14 protein-coding genes are annotated in these 17,567 nt (G+C 54.4%); 9 read left to right on the top strand and 5 right to left on the bottom strand.

Annotation, left to right across the window (positions count from 1 at the left end):
- Positions 1 to 89: 89 nt before the first annotated feature.
- The 4 genes from LA321_RS14170 (at position 90) to LA321_RS14155 (ending at position 6,470) form a co-directional block, all read left to right on the top strand.
- The gene (locus LA321_RS14170) at positions 90 to 836 is read left to right on the top strand and encodes a substrate-binding periplasmic protein (protein ID WP_042071798.1); all 747 of its coding nucleotides are present in this window, start codon (positions 90 to 92) and stop codon (positions 834 to 836) included.
- Between the two features lie 1,037 nt (positions 837 to 1,873).
- The gene (locus LA321_RS14165) at positions 1,874 to 2,524 is read left to right on the top strand and encodes a hypothetical protein (protein WP_042071800.1); all 651 of its coding nucleotides are present in this window, start codon (positions 1,874 to 1,876) and stop codon (positions 2,522 to 2,524) included.
- Positions 2,525 to 2,763: 239 nt separating this feature from the next.
- Positions 2,764 to 3,585, top strand: coding sequence for a hypothetical protein (locus LA321_RS14160; RefSeq protein WP_224212214.1), 822 nt, complete (start codon positions 2,764 to 2,766; stop codon positions 3,583 to 3,585).
- 188 nt (positions 3,586 to 3,773) lie between these two features.
- Complete coding sequence (locus LA321_RS14155; protein ID WP_082043411.1) at positions 3,774 to 6,470, top strand: ATP-dependent DNA helicase; 2,697 nt, start codon at positions 3,774 to 3,776, stop codon at positions 6,468 to 6,470.
- Positions 6,471 to 6,908: 438 nt separating this feature from the next.
- Here LA321_RS14155 and cysS read toward each other — a convergent pair whose 3' ends face one another.
- The gene (cysS, locus tag LA321_RS14150) at positions 6,909 to 8,285 is read right to left on the bottom strand and encodes a cysteine--tRNA ligase (protein ID WP_042071802.1); all 1,377 of its coding nucleotides are present in this window, start codon (positions 8,283 to 8,285) and stop codon (positions 6,909 to 6,911) included.
- A gap of 200 nt (positions 8,286 to 8,485) precedes the next feature.
- On the opposite strand from cysS, the gene LA321_RS14145 reads away from it, so the two are divergent.
- The 3 genes from LA321_RS14145 to LA321_RS14135 are packed head-to-tail and all read left to right on the top strand — an operon-like array spanning position 8,486 to position 10,456.
- Positions 8,486 to 8,983, top strand: coding sequence for a peptidylprolyl isomerase (locus tag LA321_RS14145; protein ID WP_042071804.1), 498 nt, complete (start codon positions 8,486 to 8,488; stop codon positions 8,981 to 8,983).
- Complete coding sequence (locus LA321_RS14140) at positions 8,973 to 9,710, top strand: DUF4269 domain-containing protein (protein ID WP_082043412.1); 738 nt, start codon at positions 8,973 to 8,975, stop codon at positions 9,708 to 9,710. The genes LA321_RS14145 and LA321_RS14140 overlap by 11 nt, the downstream gene beginning before the upstream one ends.
- Positions 9,707 to 10,456 (top strand): UDP-2,3-diacylglucosamine diphosphatase, encoded by a 750-nt coding sequence (locus tag LA321_RS14135; RefSeq protein WP_042071807.1) that lies wholly within the window; start codon positions 9,707 to 9,709, stop codon positions 10,454 to 10,456. The genes LA321_RS14140 and LA321_RS14135 overlap by 4 nt, the downstream gene beginning before the upstream one ends.
- Before the next feature lie 127 nt (positions 10,457 to 10,583).
- Here LA321_RS14135 and emrD read toward each other — a convergent pair whose 3' ends face one another.
- The 3 genes from emrD to LA321_RS14120 all read right to left on the bottom strand — a co-directional run bounded on the left by emrD (position 10,584) and on the right by LA321_RS14120 (position 13,311).
- Positions 10,584 to 11,783, bottom strand: a complete 1,200-nt coding sequence (gene emrD / locus LA321_RS14130) for a multidrug efflux MFS transporter EmrD (RefSeq protein WP_042071809.1) — start codon at positions 11,781 to 11,783, stop codon at positions 10,584 to 10,586.
- A 262-nt stretch (positions 11,784 to 12,045) separates the two neighbouring features.
- Entirely contained in the window at positions 12,046 to 12,708 is a 663-nt protein-coding gene (locus LA321_RS14125) for a glutathione S-transferase family protein (protein ID WP_026458135.1), read from the bottom strand.
- Positions 12,709 to 12,855: 147 nt separating this feature from the next.
- Positions 12,856 to 13,311: a hypothetical protein gene (locus tag LA321_RS14120; protein WP_042071811.1), complete on the bottom strand. Its 456-nt coding sequence runs from the start codon at positions 13,309 to 13,311 to the stop codon at positions 12,856 to 12,858.
- Positions 13,312 to 13,508: 197 nt separating this feature from the next.
- On the opposite strand from LA321_RS14120, the gene suhB reads away from it, so the two are divergent.
- Complete coding sequence (gene suhB, locus LA321_RS14115) at positions 13,509 to 14,312, top strand: inositol-1-monophosphatase (protein WP_026458137.1); 804 nt, start codon at positions 13,509 to 13,511, stop codon at positions 14,310 to 14,312.
- 317 nt (positions 14,313 to 14,629) lie between these two features.
- Here suhB and LA321_RS14110 read toward each other — a convergent pair whose 3' ends face one another.
- Positions 14,630 to 16,261: a methyl-accepting chemotaxis protein gene (locus LA321_RS14110; RefSeq protein WP_042071813.1), complete on the bottom strand. Its 1,632-nt coding sequence runs from the start codon at positions 16,259 to 16,261 to the stop codon at positions 14,630 to 14,632.
- 337 nt (positions 16,262 to 16,598) lie between these two features.
- Between LA321_RS14110 and LA321_RS14105 the strand changes: the two genes are divergently transcribed.
- Complete coding sequence (locus LA321_RS14105) at positions 16,599 to 17,531, top strand: ZIP family metal transporter (protein ID WP_042028824.1); 933 nt, start codon at positions 16,599 to 16,601, stop codon at positions 17,529 to 17,531.
- Positions 17,532 to 17,567 lie beyond the last annotated feature (36 nt).

Raw genomic sequence — 17,567 nt, 5'->3', positions numbered from 1 at the left:
CTTGCTGTCAGGAAATCTGACTTGGCCTTGGCGAAATCGGCTCGCTTGCCCACACTGAAACGACGATTCCCTCAAGCAGGATGGCGCTGATGAAACAATGGATTGGATTGATTGGGCTGCTGTTTGCCACCCTCACCCAGGCCAGCCCGGAGCTGGCCAAGCTTCACTACATGACCGAAGAGTACAAACCCTATAACTACACGGACGAGGCGGGCAAGCCGGCCGGCTTTGCCGTCGAGCTGCTGCAGCAGGTGTGGCAAAAGACGGGCACCACACCGCAGCCCATCACCGTCATGCCCTGGGCCCGGGGTTACTACCTGCTGACCCAAAAGCCCAATGCGGTGCTCTTCTCCACCGCCCGCACCCAGGCTCGCGATCCCCTGTTCAAGTGGGCCTGCCCCATCGGCTACGCCGAGATTGTGCTGGTGGGGCTAACCAGCCGCAATATCGCCATCAACAAGCTGGAGGACGCCAGGGTCTTCAATATCGGGGCGGTGCGGGCCGATGTGGGGGAGCAACTGCTACTCAACAACGGCTTTGACGAGAGCAGGCTGATGGTCGCCAACCGGCTGCCCCAGGCCCTCAAGATGCTCACCTCGGGACGGGTCGATCTGGTCTCCACCAACAAGACCACCATGGAGCAGCTGATCCTGGAACAAAAACTCGATCCCGCCCGCTTCAAAGTGCGCTGGGTATTGAGCTCGGAGCAGTTCTGCTTTGCCTTCAGCCATCCGGTGAGCGACGAATCCGTCAAAGAATTCCAGACCGGCCTGACCCAGGTGCTGGCCAGCAGCGAATTCCAGCAGTTGTACGGCAAATACTTCCCCGCCCCCTGACAGAGGTGGCACCCGCTTGGGTGCCGCCCTTCTCTTTATCCTTATACCAGTCCCTTTATCCTCAATTCTCACCCTCTCTCTATCGCGGCCCTGCAGCCATCGCCACTCCCTGATCAGAACGTCAGACTGCCAACCGGCCCGCCGAAATGGCGGAACACCCTGCCCCAAACTTTGCGCCAGCGCAGAAAACCAATCTTTTCTGATAGTTAACTCATCAAATCGATAGATAAGACCGTTCTGGCTCCGTAATATGGGCCAGGGTGCCTGATTGGCGCCAGGTATTAGCAGGGATGGTCAGAGGCGCAGGGTGGCGGCGACAGTCAGGGGCGGCAGCGTCTTTGGCGGAGACCAGCCGGTCTCCCGCCCCTGCGGCAGGGTGCGAGGGTTTCACCCTCGACGGAGATGCCCGTCAGCCCCGGAGCTCCATCCCCTCTCCCCTTGCGGGAGAGGGCTAGGGTGAGGGGTCGGGTAACGTCTTTGCCCTACACAACAAGGTATTGGCATGGCCTCACCAGTAGGGTCGATTAGCGAAGCGTAATCGTCCGCGGTAACCGTTCCCCCTCCCCTTGCGGGAGAGGGTTAGGGTGAGGGGTCGCCAACCGCGTTGGCATGGCTTTGCCATGCAGGACACGAGGACTCCGTCCTCGACGGGGTTTCGCCGCCGCTGCGCGGCTTGGCGAGTGACTTTTCTTTGCGTGGCCAAAGAAAAGTCACCAAAAGAAAGGCCACCCCCACTTGTTCGCCCTCCTGCGTCGGGTTCCCTCGGTTCACCCGTTTGTCCCACGGCACGCGCCGATGAGCCATCCATGGCCCAACGGCGCTCGCTCGGCGTCCTGCCTCGCGGCCTGGACAAACGGGCTCACCTCGGCGAACAACAGGGGGCAACACCCAGCCCGTAGCCCAGTTAACGGCTCCCTGTGTATTTGGGGAATGGCTTATATTGAAAGTCAGATAAAGAATGTTTAGCCATTATATCATCTTATTTCTCGAACGTCAGATTATGCTTCGCTAATCGAACCTACCACTCAGAGGTTTTTATGAAATATTTTTCCACATTGTTTTTTGCATTGGCTGTAAATACAGCACTTGCAGAGGAACCGGGTCAGGAGCATATCACTTCAAAGGTAATTGGCGAGGCTATGGGGGATTTGGACAAAGATGGTATCGATGAAAAACTCATTGTTCTGGATACTGGGTTGGACGGTGAAATAGGAACACAAAGAACACTGCTTATATATAAAAAGAAACAAGATAAGTGGGACTTATGGCACTCTTCGCAAGGGCCAATATTAGATAGTGCTCATGGTGGCATGATGGGGGATCCATTCATCAGCGTTGATATACAACGAGGGGCTATCGTCATTGATCATTTTGGTGGTAGCCGTCATAAGTGGAGTTACACTCATAGATATCGTTTTAATAATAAAGCATGGTATCTAATTGGTGCCACAATAAATTATGGAGCACCATGCGAAGGTTTCTTTAACTTCGACTTCAATGTAATGACAGGAAAAGCTATTTATAAAACATATCAAGATGGTTGCATTGATGAAGAGGTTGCATCAAATTTCAAAACTGAACAGAAAGAGATCTCCGTCCCCGTTACTAAACATATTGATATGGATGGGTTCTATCCAGGCTCGAACAAACTGGACATAAAAGAAATTGGACAAGAAATTTATTACTAACCTTCCCCCTTCACAAGGCAATATTTCATATTCCTCACCTTGGCAAACAGTCTGGGCAACACCCGCTCCCCAATCCGAGGAAAATATAAAATACAGGGGCAGGCCGAGTAACTAATTACACCCTATATGATTCAGCTTGGAAATAGAGGTGTAATTCACTTCGTTCATTACACTCTACGATACACACCGCTTTCTATAGAATAATTCCTTATCAGACGATAAGCATTTTCGGGATTTACATGAACAACGAATTAATTAAAAACTTGAAGTCTTTTAACCGTAAAGAGCGGTTTTATCTGGTTGGCCAAATGCTGGGAAACCCAGATTTTCGCATGGATGACAAACAGCTTGATGAGATATCGAAGCTAATCGGTTTAACAATCCCCAGAGAATATTTTGCTGCGATGGATTATCACCTTGACTGGATCTATGCTAGCTTATTTCTCACCCAAAAACATGATAAAAATATATTTCCACGTAACTTCATAGATAATAATAAAAAGGTGGACTTGCAAATCTCAGGCACTCAAGAGGATGTCGACTTTATTCTTGCTTTTGTTGATCACGAAAACACAACCCATATTGTGATGATTGAAGCTAAAGGCGATAGCTATTTTAGCAACGCTCAGTTAAACAGTAAAAACAAACGATTCAAGGCTATTTTCGGCGATGAAAATACATGGCTCAATGTAAGACCTCACTTTTTACTTTGCAGCCCAAAAGAGCCACAAAACGTAAGCATTGAAGACCCCGTCTATTTTATAGGTCAACAAGAATCACAGCTTATTTGGTTTTCGCTCGTAATGGACACAGGAAAAAATAAAATAACTCGATGTATGGATGGCGAGAAAAAAAACAACCATCTAGTGAAGGTGACCATTGGAAAGTTGAAAACCGTACTTAGAAATAGCGGGACAATGTACTTCGTGTACTGCTCCCACCCCCGTGTTATCGGGATAACAATTGGGGAACCTTTATCTCAGAACCAACCCCTCGCCCACCCCGTGGCGAGATCAGATTATCGCTCCGATACAACTGGTGTCATCGACATGGTTGCATAGGTGGAAAAATCATGGTGAGTACAACGGCAAGCGGCACATATCCCTATCGGAAAATAGCTTTATATTGGATACCCGAAAGTGCGTATTTCACCGTAATAAAACCTTATTTCTATAACGTCATATTGCGCTTCGTTAATCGCACTTATGAGCTAAAGCAATGAATAACAGTACACACTTTGGGGAGTATTATGACGACAGTCCGAAATCAAATAACCAGTGCTGACAATGTTATATGCAACAATATTGACTTACTCTCAAAACAGAGAGGACTTCTATCTCAAAACATTCTTTCTCAACTGCGTAATTTAGTTGAAGGTGTTGCAGTAAGATTACAGAGTGGTTCATCAGAAAGTACTTTCAACTATGACTGTGTCGGACCATCCATTGAGTATGTAAAGTCAAGCGGGAAATTAAATTTTATAGGGAAGTTTCACAAACTGATCCAGAAGAGTGCTTCTCACTATACATTAGATGGCGATAACTCAGAGCGGTTAATGCTAAAGTATTATGAGTATCTTCATAGGATAAGAAGTTTGGTTGAGAAAGAAACTGATTTAAAAATATTAAGCAATTTAGAAAAATTCCCTATAGATATTGATCCTGCACTATTTGAATACCATCAAAAAATTGTAGAAGTGATAGATAAATGGAAATCAAGAAAAGACAACAACGCTCATTCAGAAAGATACTATATTCATAAAGTGTGTCCTTTCTTCTGTAATGGTAGAGTTTTTTATGAAGTTACATTTTTCCGTGCAACAAATCTAGCAAACAAATTTGATAGAGTTATTGCATTTACCGACATTGATATATCGAATGATCATGCGGCCATGCTAAAGTTACAACACGACTTTATAGAGGTTATTGGATATAATATGCCAATAACAATTATAAGAAGCTGGGAAGTATCTATTAGGCCTTGTGAGCTTGATAATTTCGCCAAGCTTTTTAGTGTAAAATTAAAGACTAGAACAAGTTCTGATGAATATAAATTTTTAATGAAGTATTTAACGGAACGATCAGAAAGTTTGTTGGATGTTGTAACCCTTAACGATGACAAGTATATTACATTAAGAACATTATCTACGCAAGGTGGCTCTAACACACAAATTTTTGATGTCTTAGATAAAGCTCGAGACATAATAAAAAACTCCTATTCTGGACATAATGTAATCCGCTACCTCATGCTCCATATGAACAATCAGATTATAAAATCTCAATATCAAAGAGATACATGCAGTTCATTATCAGGTCTCAAAATAAAGTTTGGATGTATTCCTTTTGACAGCATGCCATTTTGTACTTCTTTACCTGGACACAATCCACGGTATTGGGATCTTCTCGACTGTATTGAGTCAGAGAGTAGACAAAATGAACTATTAGCTAGAAAAGTAAAAAACAACATCGAAGTCAATGGAATATTATATACACCTGAAAGTGAACTAGCTGGATTTGGTAACGTACAACATTTAATTAATCAATATAACTCTAAGCTCTACTATAAGCATCAAGGCCGTAAGATTTTCATTGACAGGGGGCATATATCCATAAGTAAATATGAAAATGAGATTGTTTCCATTATTGAGATGCTTCAAAGCAAAGCATCATCTGGTATTTCAGGGTATGCAGCGTCTGTAGAACAGTGGCTAAGCGAAAATCAATATAGGATAGATGACCATATAAAATCAGAAGCTCTTCAAAGACTTTTTGAAAAGTCTCGTATCGCTCTCATTTATGGTGCAGCTGGTACAGGTAAATCAACGATGCTAGATCATATAGCTCGTTATTTTAACGACAAAGAAAAATTATTCTTAGCACATACCAATCCAGCAATAGACAACCTTCAAAGGAAAATAGCGGCCAGAAATTCAGAGTTTCGGACAATTCGAAGTCATGCATCTAAGAGCCAAATTAATAAAAGTTATGACTTACTGATAATTGATGAATGTAGCACTGTTAGCAATACTGATCTTTTAACTGTTCTTGATAAAACCTCATTTAAATTACTAGTATTGGTAGGAGATATTTACCAAATTGAATCTATCCAGTTTGGCAATTGGTTTGAAATAATACGACATTTCATAAATAAAAACTCTGTATTTGAATTAACCACTCCCTACAGAACTAACAACAAAGAGCTATTAGCATTTTGGACAAAAGTAAGACAAAATGAAGATGATATTGCAGAGAGCATTGCTAAGAATGGATATTCAACCCTGTTAAATAATTCACTTTTTGATAGTCACTCTGATGATGAAATTATATTGTGTTTGAATTATGACGGTCTGTATGGAATCAATAACATAAATCGTTTCCTACAAAGCAGAAACAATAATGAAAGCTTTTCTTGGCGAGAGTTAACTTATAAAGTCGGAGATCCTGTTTTATTTTCAAATGCCGAACTTTTTCGCCCCGTCATTTATAATAATCTAAAAGGTTGGATTGTAGATATCGTTCAGCAACCTGGCTGGATTAGATTTGATGTAAAACTTGACCGCCCACTAAGTGAGTTTGATGTTGACATTGATGGACTAACATGGATTGGAGAGTCAACCATTCAATTCACAGTTTATGATTTCCCTAATGTTAGTGATGATGATGATGACTCATTAAATACTGTTATTCCATTTCAGGTAGCCTACGCTAGCTCAATTCATAAGGCGCAAGGCCTTGAGTATAACTCGGTGAAAATAGTAATAACTGACGCTAATGAAGATGATATAAGTCATAGTATTTTTTATACAGCAATTACGAGAGCTAGAGAGAAACTTAAAATTTTCTGGACACCAGAAACACAGCAAAAAATACTAAGTAGACTAAATCACAAGACTAATAAAAAGGACGTTCATTTGCTAAAAACCCGTAGAGGGCTTAAACCGTGTTAACGACTTCAATAATTCACTAAGGTGTTAGTGTCTCCCTCAGCAAATCGGCAGCTCGAGTTCAACAGGTCTGTGAAAAATTAAGCACCGGTACAGAAATATGCCCAGTGCAGCACACCATTCAACCAGTTGGGAGAAGACCTTTGGTGACTTTGGGTCTTTCCAAAGTCACTCGCCCCAGCCCGAAGGGCGGGCGAAATCCCATCGAGGGCAGCGCCCTCGCGTTCTGCATGATGAAGCCATGCCATCCAAGCGTTGGATGCCATTCCGCCGGGGAATGACATTAGCTCCCCTCACCCTGGCCCTCTCCCACAAGGGGAGAGGGGATCAGAGCGCAGGCCACCGAGGCTTAAAAGGAAAGAGGCACAAACAAAAACCGCAGCCCCAGGGCTGCGGTTTTTTTATTGGCTCAACCTGTTGCCAGCAACAGGACAACCGACCTTAGGCACGGCGCCAGCTGGTCTTGCCGGCGCTGTCTTCCAGCACGATACCCATCTCGGTGAGACGGGCTCTAGCGGCATCCGCCGCGGCCCAGTTCTTGTCGGCACGGGCCTGATTGCGCTCGGCAATCAGACGCTCAATCTCGGCGACCTCTTCGTCCGCTTCGTCCCCTTTCAGGAAGGCGTCCGGATCCTGCTGCAGGATACCAAGCACGGCGCCGAGTTCCCGCAGACGGGCACCGAGGCCAGCGGCGACATTGATGTCTTCCGCTTTCTGGCGGTTGATCTCACGCACCAGGTCGAACAGGGCGGAGTAGGCTTCCGGGGTGTTGAAGTCGTCGTCCATGGCTTCAACAAAACGGGCCACCTGTTCATCGCCACCGGCAGCAGCGGCTTCTGGCAGGTCACGCAGGGCGGTGTACATGCGCTCCAGCGCGGCGCGGGCTTGCTTTAGGTTATCTTCCGAGTAGTTGAGCTGGCTGCGGTAGTGGCCGGACATCAGGAAGTAACGGACGGTTTCCGGATCGTAGTGAGCCAACACATCACGAATGGTGAAGAAGTTGCCAAGGGACTTGGACATCTTCTCTTTATCCACCATCACCATGCCGCTGTGCATCCAGGTGTTGACGTAGCCGCCACCGTGGGCGCAGCAGGACTGGGCGATCTCGTTCTCGTGGTGGGGGAACTGCAGATCGGAGCCACCGCCATGGATGTCGAAGTGGTTGCCAAGGTGCTTGGAGTTCATGGCGGAGCACTCGATGTGCCAGCCGGGACGGCCCGGGCCCCAGGGGCTGTCCCAGGTCGGCTCGCCGGGCTTGGACATCTTCCACAGCACGAAGTCCAAGGGATTCCTCTTGGCATCCACCACATCGACGCGGGCACCGGCTTGCAGCTGCTCAAGATCCTGACCGGAGAGCTGACCGTAGTCGGCATAGGACTCGACGATGAACATCACATCGCCGTTGTCGGCCACGTAGGCGTGGCCCTTGTCCAGCAGGGATTGCACCAGTTCGATGATTTCACCGATGTGCTGGGTGGCGCGCGGCTCGATATCCGGGCGCACCATGCCGAGGGCATCGAAGTCGGCGTGCATGTCGCCGATCAGGCGCTCGGTCAGCTCGTCACAGGTGACGCGGGTTTCGGCGGCGCGTTTGATGATCTTGTCATCCACGTCGGTGATATTGCGCACATAGGTGAGATCGTAACCGGCGTAGCGCAGGTAACGGGCCACCACGTCGAAGGCGACGAAGGTGCGGCCGTGGCCGATATGACAGTGATCGTAGATGGTGACACCACACACATACATGCCCACCTTGCCCGGGTGGATAGGTTTGAATTCTTCTTTTTGACGAGTGAGTGTGTTGTATATCTTCAGCATCTTATAACCACTGCCTGTGTGTAAAATGGTTGGTCATAATACCCCGTTCGACCAGAGAAAACGAGCCGGATCCCGCCTGCCATCTATGTCTTGGCGCCAGATGCACTATGCCCGCCGCCCCTGATGGGCTAGAATTGCCACCACTTTATGCCATACACCCGCGGGCCTGCCTGGCTCGCTACAAAACGAAGGGACAACTCATGGTCACTCTGCATACCAATCACGGCGACATCACCCTCACCCTGAATGCTGAAAAAGCCCCGGAAACCGTGGCCAACTTCCTGCAATACTGCCGTGACGGTCACTATGACAACACCATCTTCCACCGCGTGATCGACGGCTTCATGATCCAGGGCGGCGGCTATGCCCCGGGCTTCGAAGAGAAAGACACCCGCGCTCCGATCAAGAACGAAGCGGCCCACGGCCTGTCCAACAAGATTGGCACCATCGCCATGGCCCGCACCATGGAGCCGCACTCCGCCAGCGCCCAGTTCTTCATCAACGTGAACAACAACGACTTCCTCGACTTCAAATCCGCCACCACCCAGGGCTACGGCTACTGCGTATTCGGTGAAGTGACTGCGGGCATGGACGTGGTCAACAAGATCAAGGGCGTCAAGACCGGCAACTACGGTCGCATCCACCAGGACGTACCGGTTGAAGACGTGGTGATCACCAAGGTGACCCTTGCCGAGTGATCTCTGCCGGCCAGGCTCTGACAAAACTGCGGCCCCGGCCGCAGTTTTTCCATCTGCCGCCCCAAACTGGCGACGCCTCGACTATCTGGCCCACGGCAACCCGCGCCAGCGCTCCGCCCATGCCCTGCTCACTGCAGGCCTGTGGGCGCGCTTGCAAGAGCTGTGCAGCGACGTGGCCATGGTCAGTACCCTCGCCATCGGGCTGGATCGGCCGGGCAGCGATCTCGATATCCTTTGTCAGCATCCGCTGCCAGCTAACCTTGCCGCTCAGCTGCGCGATCAGGGGTGGACGGCAAGCGACAAGGGGGAAGGCGTCTGGCTGCTCGAGCGACTTTTTGCCGGCCCGGACGGGCACTCCTGGCCAGTGGAGCTCTATGTCACGCCGGCTGCGGTCGAAACTCTCAACGGCTGGCGCCACCTCACCCTGATGGCCGCCCTGCTGGCTCACTTTGGGGATGATTTTTATCAGACGGTGCTGCGTCTGCGCTTGGAAGAAGGCCTCAAAGGCGAGGCAGCTATCTGCCGCCTGCTGGGGCTGGCCGGCGACCCTTACGAGGCGCTGCTGACCCTGGAGGGACGCAACCTTGCCACACTCACGTGGCAGCGGATGTCTGATCCTGCCCGGCCTGCAGTTGTCCAGACACCGCCATCACCCCTTGCCAACTCCGAAACAACCGTTCATTGCCCCTCCCCGGATCCGACCCAGAGCACCGACACGCCACCATGAGCACCCTCTTTATCAGTGACATTCACCTGTGCGCCCAGCGGCCCGACATGACGGCGGCGCTGGTGCACTTTCTCGAGCACGACGCCGTCGGCGCCGATGCCCTCTATGTACTGGGGGATCTGTTTGAATTCTGGATTGGCGACGATGATCCCAACCCGCTCCATCAGACCATCGCCGGCGCGTTTTTGGCCCTGAGCCAGCAAAACGTGCCTATCTACTTTATTCACGGCAACCGCGACTTTCTGCTGGGCCAGCAGTATGCCAAGCGCGCCGGCATGACATTGCTGGGGGATCCTTGCGTCATCGAGCTCTATGGCGAGCGGGTGGTGCTGAGCCACGGGGATCTGCTCTGCACCCTGGATGAGGGGTATCAGAAGTTTCGCCGCATCACACAGCTCAAATGGCTGCGCTGGCTCTTTCTGCGCCTGCCGCTTCCCCGCCGTCAGGCCATCGCCTGCAAGATGCGCGGCCAAAGTCAGATGGAAAATGCCTACAAGAGCCAGAGCATCATGGACGTGACGCCCGCGGCGGTGGACGCCATGCTTCGCAGCCACGACTGCCGGATGATGATCCATGGCCACACCCACAGACCCGCCATCCACGACTTTACCCTGGACGGCCAGCCGGCCCGGCGCATCGTGCTGGGGGACTGGTTTGAGCAAGGCTCGGTACTGATCTGCCGCCCGGGCGAGCAGCGGCTGGAGCAGCGCCCCCTCCCCCAGGCAGACATGGCATCGCAGGGGTAAGCGAGCATTTACCCGCGCGGGCCAAAAGCATGCGCGTCACATAACGAAAGAGGCCATGACCCCGACGGGTCATGGCCTCTTTTTATTGGGCAAGGGACTGGCTCGATACGCGCCAGCCGCGATGGCGTCAGATTGCCATCTGCTCGTGGGGGGAGCCGTGGTGGCGCAGCCAGACAAAGCTCAGCGCCACGATCAGCACCATCAGGGTCATGATGGCCCCCAAGGTCACCTGGCCGGTCATCGGGAAGCAGGCCGCCAGCAGGGTGACGACACCCGCCCCCAGGTTTTGCATGCCGCCCAGGATGGCCCCCGCGGTGCCCGCCTGGCCCGGGAAGGGCTCGATGGCGCAGGAGGTGGCGGTCGGGTAGAGGATGCCGCTCCCGATAAAGTAGACGGCAGCCCCCCCGATCAGTGACGCAGCACTCACTAACCCGAACAGGCCCGGCAGCAGGATGATGAGCGAGCCGAGCGCCAAAAATGCGATGCCCAGACGCATCAGCTTGCCCTGACTCAGGCGAAAGCTCAGCTTGGCCGAGAGCCAGGCCCCGAACAGATAACCCGGCAGCGGCAACACAAACAGCACGCTCACGGTGCGGGCACTCAATTTCAGCACATCCCCGAGCAGCACGCCGGCGGCCGCCTCAAAGACCGCCAGACCGGAGAAGGTGGCCATCAGGCAGAGTAGGTTGCCCTGAAACTTTGGGTTGCCCAGCACATGGCGATAGGCCGCTCCCACCCGCAGCGGTTGCTGGCGGGCGCTCACCGGCAGGGTCTCGCCAAACCAGGCCATGATGGCCAGGGTCGCCACGGCGCCAAAGCCGAACAGGAACCAGTAACCGGCACGCCAGTTGAACAGCTCGGTCAACCAGCCCCCCAGCACGGGGGCCAGCAGCGGGGAGAAGATCACCCCCATGCTCACCAGGCTGTTGGCGCGGTTGAGCTCGGCGCCGCTATAACGGTCGCGCATCACGGTGCGGCTCATGGCGCCGCCCGCACCGGTTCCCAGCCCCTGGATGAAGCTGCCCACCAGCAGGGCCGCGAAGTGAGGGATCAGCTGGATAGTCAGGGTCCCCAACAGAAACACCATCATGCCGATGATGAGCACTGGGCGACGACCGATGCGATCCGACAGCGGCCCATAGACAAACTGGGAGAGGCCATAGGGAATGAGGTAACAGGCCATCACCGCCTGCAGCTGACCGGAGGCCACCTGAAAGTCCCCCGCCATCATGGGAATGGAGGGGACATAGAGGGTCTGGGTCATCTGGCCCACAGCGACCATCAGAATGGTCAGGAAAAACAACGGATAAAAACTGTGCCGATCCATATCAGTCCCAAAAAAATCGTCAAAAAGCTGCCGCCCCCCGGCGCAGAAATGGCCCGGGGGAGTCTCTTCACAGAAACAGTGAGTCAATCAAATCAGTGTTGGAAACAGGAGGCGGGGAGCCCGCCCGACCATCGCACAGGACGCTTGATGGTATGGGGGCATGATAGTGATTCAGCTCACAAAAAACGAACGAATCTTTATAATCAGCTTGCCTTAGTTTTTCTAATATTACGGGGCATTCCGCCCCGTCTGCAGTTAAAAATCAACGCGTTACCATCTGCTGTGCCTGCTTGATCAGATCCTCTGGCTGCTCCTTGCGCGGCGGAATGGTGATCCCCTTCTGGCAGGCAGGACGGGACTCCATGCGCGCCATCCAGGCCTGCAGATGGGGCAGCCCCTCGATGGAGATCCCGCTCCAGTCGTAGATCCGCACCCAGGGCCAGGTGGCAATGTCGGCGATGCTGTACTCATCGGCCAGATACTCGTGGTGGGCCAGATGGCTGTCGAGCACCTCGAACAGGCGGCGCCCCTCCTTCTGGTAACGCTCGATGGCCGCCGGGATCTTCTCGGGGAAGTAGCGGTAGAAGACGTTGGCCTGCCCCATCATGGGGCCAACCCCGCCCATCTGGAACATCAGCCACTGGATGGCCCGGGAGCGGCGCTTGGGATCCTGCGGCAAGAGCTTGCCCGCCTTCTCGGCCAGATAGAGGAGGATGGCGCCGGATTCGAACACGGCGAAGTCATCGTTGTCCCGATCGACGATGGCCGGAATGCGGCCGTTGGGGTTGATGGCCAGAAACTCGGGCTTTTTCTGATCCAGTGCCGACAAGTCGAGCGGGATCACCCGATAAGGCAGCCCCAGCTCCTCGAGGGCTATCGCTACCTTGAAGCCATTGGGGGTCGCTGCAGTATAAAAGTCGATCATGGTCACTCCTTGGTTACGCAGATGGGGCCACCGGGCACTCATTTCCCCCGGCGGCGGGATCCTGACCCACTCTCTAGTAACACAAACGGCGCACCCAGTGCCAGTGATGGCACTGGGTGCGCAGTTTGTCGGCCGATGATGACGAGATCAGTTGAGGGTGGCGGCCGGCTTGCGCTGGCGCAGCATGATGAGGCGGGAGAGCAGCGGGAAGTAGGATTCCAGCTTGCGCAGCAGCACCCTGCTGCTGGCGGGATTGGCGAGATCCGACTCCTCCAGCACTATGCCGTTGGAGACAAAATAGAAGCGGGGGTCGCGCACATCCGGCCCGCAGATGGCCAGCTCCCTGTCCCCCTTGCGGATCAGCAACGGCAACACCGGCAACCCTATGGTGTCATCTTCCCCGCCCAAAAAGCCGGCATCCTGCCAGGGGGTATTGCCATCGATCAGCAGGATCGCCGCCTCCGCCTTGGCTGGCTGCCACTCGGCAAGCGGCGTGACGCCGATGTTGGCAAAGTGATCGCCATACTCTCTGGATGAACGCAAAATGGCCAGTAAACCTTCACTGGCGCCGGATACGTGCTGACTGACTACTGACAAGTTCATGATTCATGTCCCTATGCTCATGACAAACTGGGTTGATTGCAGGCATAAGACTAGCGCAGATCCGGCCTATATTGGAGCCGTCATATCTGGCAGTGGCAATCGAATGGCTGAATCGGGATAACAGTTGCCATCGGTGGAAATACTGGTATCATACCGCGTCCTTTTATCCCCGTTCTTTAACATCCAGTGGTGAACCTATGCATCCGATGCTGAATATCGCCGTGCGCGCTGCGCGCAACGCCGGTCAAGTTGTAGTAAAAGCCTTCTCCCAGCCCGAAAACATTGAGGCTATCCAGAAAGGCAGCAATGACTTCGTGACCAACGTTGACCGTGAAGCCGAAGCGGCCATCATTCATACCATCAAAAAATCTTACCCGGAGCACAGCATCGTAGCTGAAGAGTCTGGTGAGACTGCCGGTACCAATCCGGATTACCAATGGATCATTGACCCACTGGATGGCACGACCAACCTTGTCAAAGGCATTCCGCACTTCGCCGTTTCCATCGCCCTGCGCGTGAAAGGCAAGACCGAACAAGCCGTTATTTACGACCCGATCCGCGACGAACTGTTCACTGCTACCCGTGGTAGCGGCGCCCAGCTGAACGGCTACCGCATCCGCGTCGGCAAGGCCCGCGAACTGGCTGGTACCGTGCTAGCCACCGGCTTCCCGTTCAAGCAGAAGCACCATATCGAGCCGTACCTGAAGATGTTCCAGAGCATGTTCATCGAGTGTGCCGACATCCGCCGCTCCGGCTCCGCCGCCCTGGATCTGGCCTACGTGGCCGCCGGCCGTGTCGACGGTTTCTGGGAAATCGGCCTGAAACCCTGGGATACCGCCGCCGGCGAACTGCTGGCCAAGGAAGCGGGCGCCATCGTGACCGACTTCGTGGGTGGTCACAACTACGAAACCTCCGGCAACATAGTCGTTGCCAACCCGCGCGTGCTCAAAGAGATGCTCGGCAAGATCCGTGAAGAGCTGCCGGAGTCTCTGGCCAAATAAGCCAACCCGTACTCGACACAACAAAAAACCGGCGCAAGCCGGTTTTTTGTTATCTGCCGCTCGTGGTTATGTGTCGCTCGTGTTTCCCCCTGCAAGGCGTTCGTGGCTCTGTTTCATTGCAATCCAGCCCTCAACCAAACCATCTATCGCTATAACCATTAACCCACTCTCCCCTTCCCTTCACGCTGACGCACACAGACGCTGATTGCCACCTCCCCCCTCGATATGGAGATTGGCTGGCAATAAAAAACCCGGCCTAAGCCGGGTTGATATCAGCAAGACAGGCGCCTCTTCGCGCGCCTGAATTGATCTTGGTATCAGGCAAGATGAAAGCGTCCGATAGTCTGCTTGAGCCCTGCAGCCAGCTGGCTCAGCTCCAGACAGGCGCGCGCGGTATGATCGGCGCCGAAGGCAACCTCGTTGGCCGATTCGTTGATCCGCTCCACGTTGCGCCCCAGCTCGTCGGAGACCGCATCCTGCTCGCCACAGGCGCTGGCGATCTGGATCGCCATGTCGGCGATCTGGGCCACGGCTTCCTCAATTTGCTGGATACCTGCCCCTGTCTGTTCGCTCTGGGTCACGCACTCGCGGATCATGTCGCAGCTAAGTCCGGTCACCTCTTTGGCCTTGTTGGCACGAGCCTGCAGGGTCTCGATAATGGCCACGATCTCGCCGGTAGAGGCCTGGGTACGGCCCGCCAGAGTACGCACCTCATCGGCAACCACCGCAAAACCGCGTCCCTGCTCACCGGCACGGGCGGCCTCGATGGCGGCGTTGAGGGCCAGCAGGTTGGTCTGATCGGCAATGCCGCGGATCACGTCCACTACCACATTGATCTGGGCGGACTCGCGCTCCAGCTCGGTTACCAGCACGCCGGCCTGCTCGATCTCTTCCGCTACCTGGGTGATCGCCACCAGAGAGTTACGTACCTCCCGGTTACCGCTGCGTGCCAGCGCATTGGCCGAGCTGGCGGATTCCGAGGCGATCTCGGTGTTGCCCGCCACGTCGGCGACGGTGGCCTTCATCTGGGTCATGGCCGTCGCCACCAGGGAGATCTCCTGCTGCTGGCTCTGGATCCCCTTGGCCGACTGCTCGGAGACGGCGCTCACCTCTTCGATGGCGGTGCCCAACTGGGTCACGGCGGCCACCACCTCTTCAATCAGGCCACGCAGGTTGTCCTGCATCTTGAGGGAAGCATTGGCCAGCGCCCCCAGTTCATCGCGCCCCAGGTTACGGCGATCCAGACGGTGAGTCAGATCCCCGCTGGCAATGGCGTTGGCCTGGGCCACCACGGCCTGCAGCGGCAGGCAGATCTGGCGGGTCAGGAACCAGGTCATCGCCATCATGAACAGCAACAGGCTGCCGATGCTGACCATGGCCAGGGTGTTGAGCATGCTGACGCTGCCAAGCAGACTGCCCCGGTTCTCCTTGACGAAGTCGAGGTTGACCCCGACCAGCTCGTTGACCGCCTGCTCCAGGGCGCCGAAAGTCGCGTTGGAAGCAAACAGTTGAGCCTGCGCCTCAGCGTGTTGGCCTGTGGCCAGCAGCTGATCGAACTCGCTCACCGAGCGGCGATAGCTCAACCAATGCTGCTTGGCCCGGTTGAATACCTGACGCTCATGGGCCGCTCCGACCGTGGCCTCATAGGCCTGGAAGCTGGTCTCTACCTTCTGGATATTGTTCTGGATCCGGCCACGACGGGCCTGCAGATCGGCACTGTCATCCACCATCAGCAGGGCAAACTGGGCCCGGCGCACATAGGAGACGTCATAGAGCAGGTTTTCCACCGACAGCACGCTCGGCAGGGTCGAGTCGGTAAAGTTCAGCACCCGATCACGCACGCTGCGCAGCTCGCTGGAGAGAAACAGACCGAACAGCACGTTGACGGCGGCGATGATCGCAAAGACCACGGCAATCTTCTTGCCGATGGAGAGATTCTTGTAAAACATGGTGGCAGTGGGTCCTCGACTGCTGACTGGGTGTGGAGTGTGGCGATCACATCCCTGTGAGCTGATACCCGGGCCATCCTGACGGGGAGATGCACAAAACGCGGGAAGAGGGCATTTGGCAAAGTCGCGCACTCTAGCACAAGGCGACAATGCCTTCATTTTTATTAAAAAAATTTAAATGGTGTTAATTCCTCCAGCGCCAAGGCCTCAGGCGGATGCCCTATGCCAGTGCCCAACAGCATGCTATTTAGCTATGGGGACAATCGCCTGACTCGGGTAGACAAGGCGTAGGCGCAGGGATGTAATGAGCCTTCTCTCTTTCTCATAAGGTAACCCGATGGACGATATGTCAGCCCTGCCCGCTTCCTCCTGGTCCCAACAACTGCGTGCCCAGATGCAATCCCGCCCCCGAACGGCCATCGGTCTCTTCATCGCGCTGGCGGCCGTATTGTTGTTGCTGTTGCAGAGCCTCGTCATGCTGGCGACGGAGGAGATCAGCAGCGGCATGCGTTATGGCCTCATCGGCGGGGCCGCCGGCTTTGCTGCCACCGCCCTCGGTGCCCTGCCCGCCCTCTTTCTGCGCGCCGTGCCGCAGCGGGTGGAGGATTCCATGCTCGGCTTTGCCGCCGGCATGATGCTGGCGGCCAGCGCTTTCTCCCTGCTGCTGCCGGGGCTCGATGCCGCCAGCGACATCACGGGCAACGGCTTTGCTGCCGCCGCCGTGGTGGTGGCGGGGATGACCCTCGGGGTGCTGCTGATGCTGGGATTGGATCAGTTCACCCCGCACGAACACGACAAGACTGGCCCCTGCGGCCCGGGCCATGAGCAGTGCTCCCGAGTCTGGCTGTTTGTCTTTGCCATCGCCCTGCACAACCTGCCGGAGGGGATGGCCATCGGGGTCAGCTTCTCCCAGGGGGACATGTCGGTGGGATTGCCGCTCACCACCGCCATCGCCCTGCAGGACATTCCGGAAGGGTTGGCGGTGGCGCTTGCCATGTGCGCCGCCGGTTTTCGCCCGCCACTGGCCGTGCTGGTCGCCATCGGCAGCGGCCTGCTCGAACCCCTCGGCGCCCTGCTCGGGGTGGGGCTCTCCAGTGGCCTGGCCATCGCCTATCCCATCGGTCTGGGCCTGGCGGCCGGCGCCATGCTGTTTGTGGTTTCCCATGAGGTGATCCCCGAGACTCACCGCAACGGCCATCAAACCCACGCCACCCTCGGCCTGATGGCGGGTTTTGCCCTGATGATGACCCTGGACACCGCCCTCGGTTAAACGATCACCATCCCTTCCCTCCTTAATTGTGGCGCC

The sequence above is a fragment of the Aeromonas enteropelogenes genome, assembly GCF_020097295.1.
In the GTDB taxonomy this organism is placed as follows: Bacteria; Pseudomonadota; Gammaproteobacteria; order Enterobacterales; family Aeromonadaceae; genus Aeromonas; species Aeromonas enteropelogenes.
Note: the sequence above shows the minus strand (reverse complement) of the source record. Positions and strands in the feature narration are given on the sequence as shown.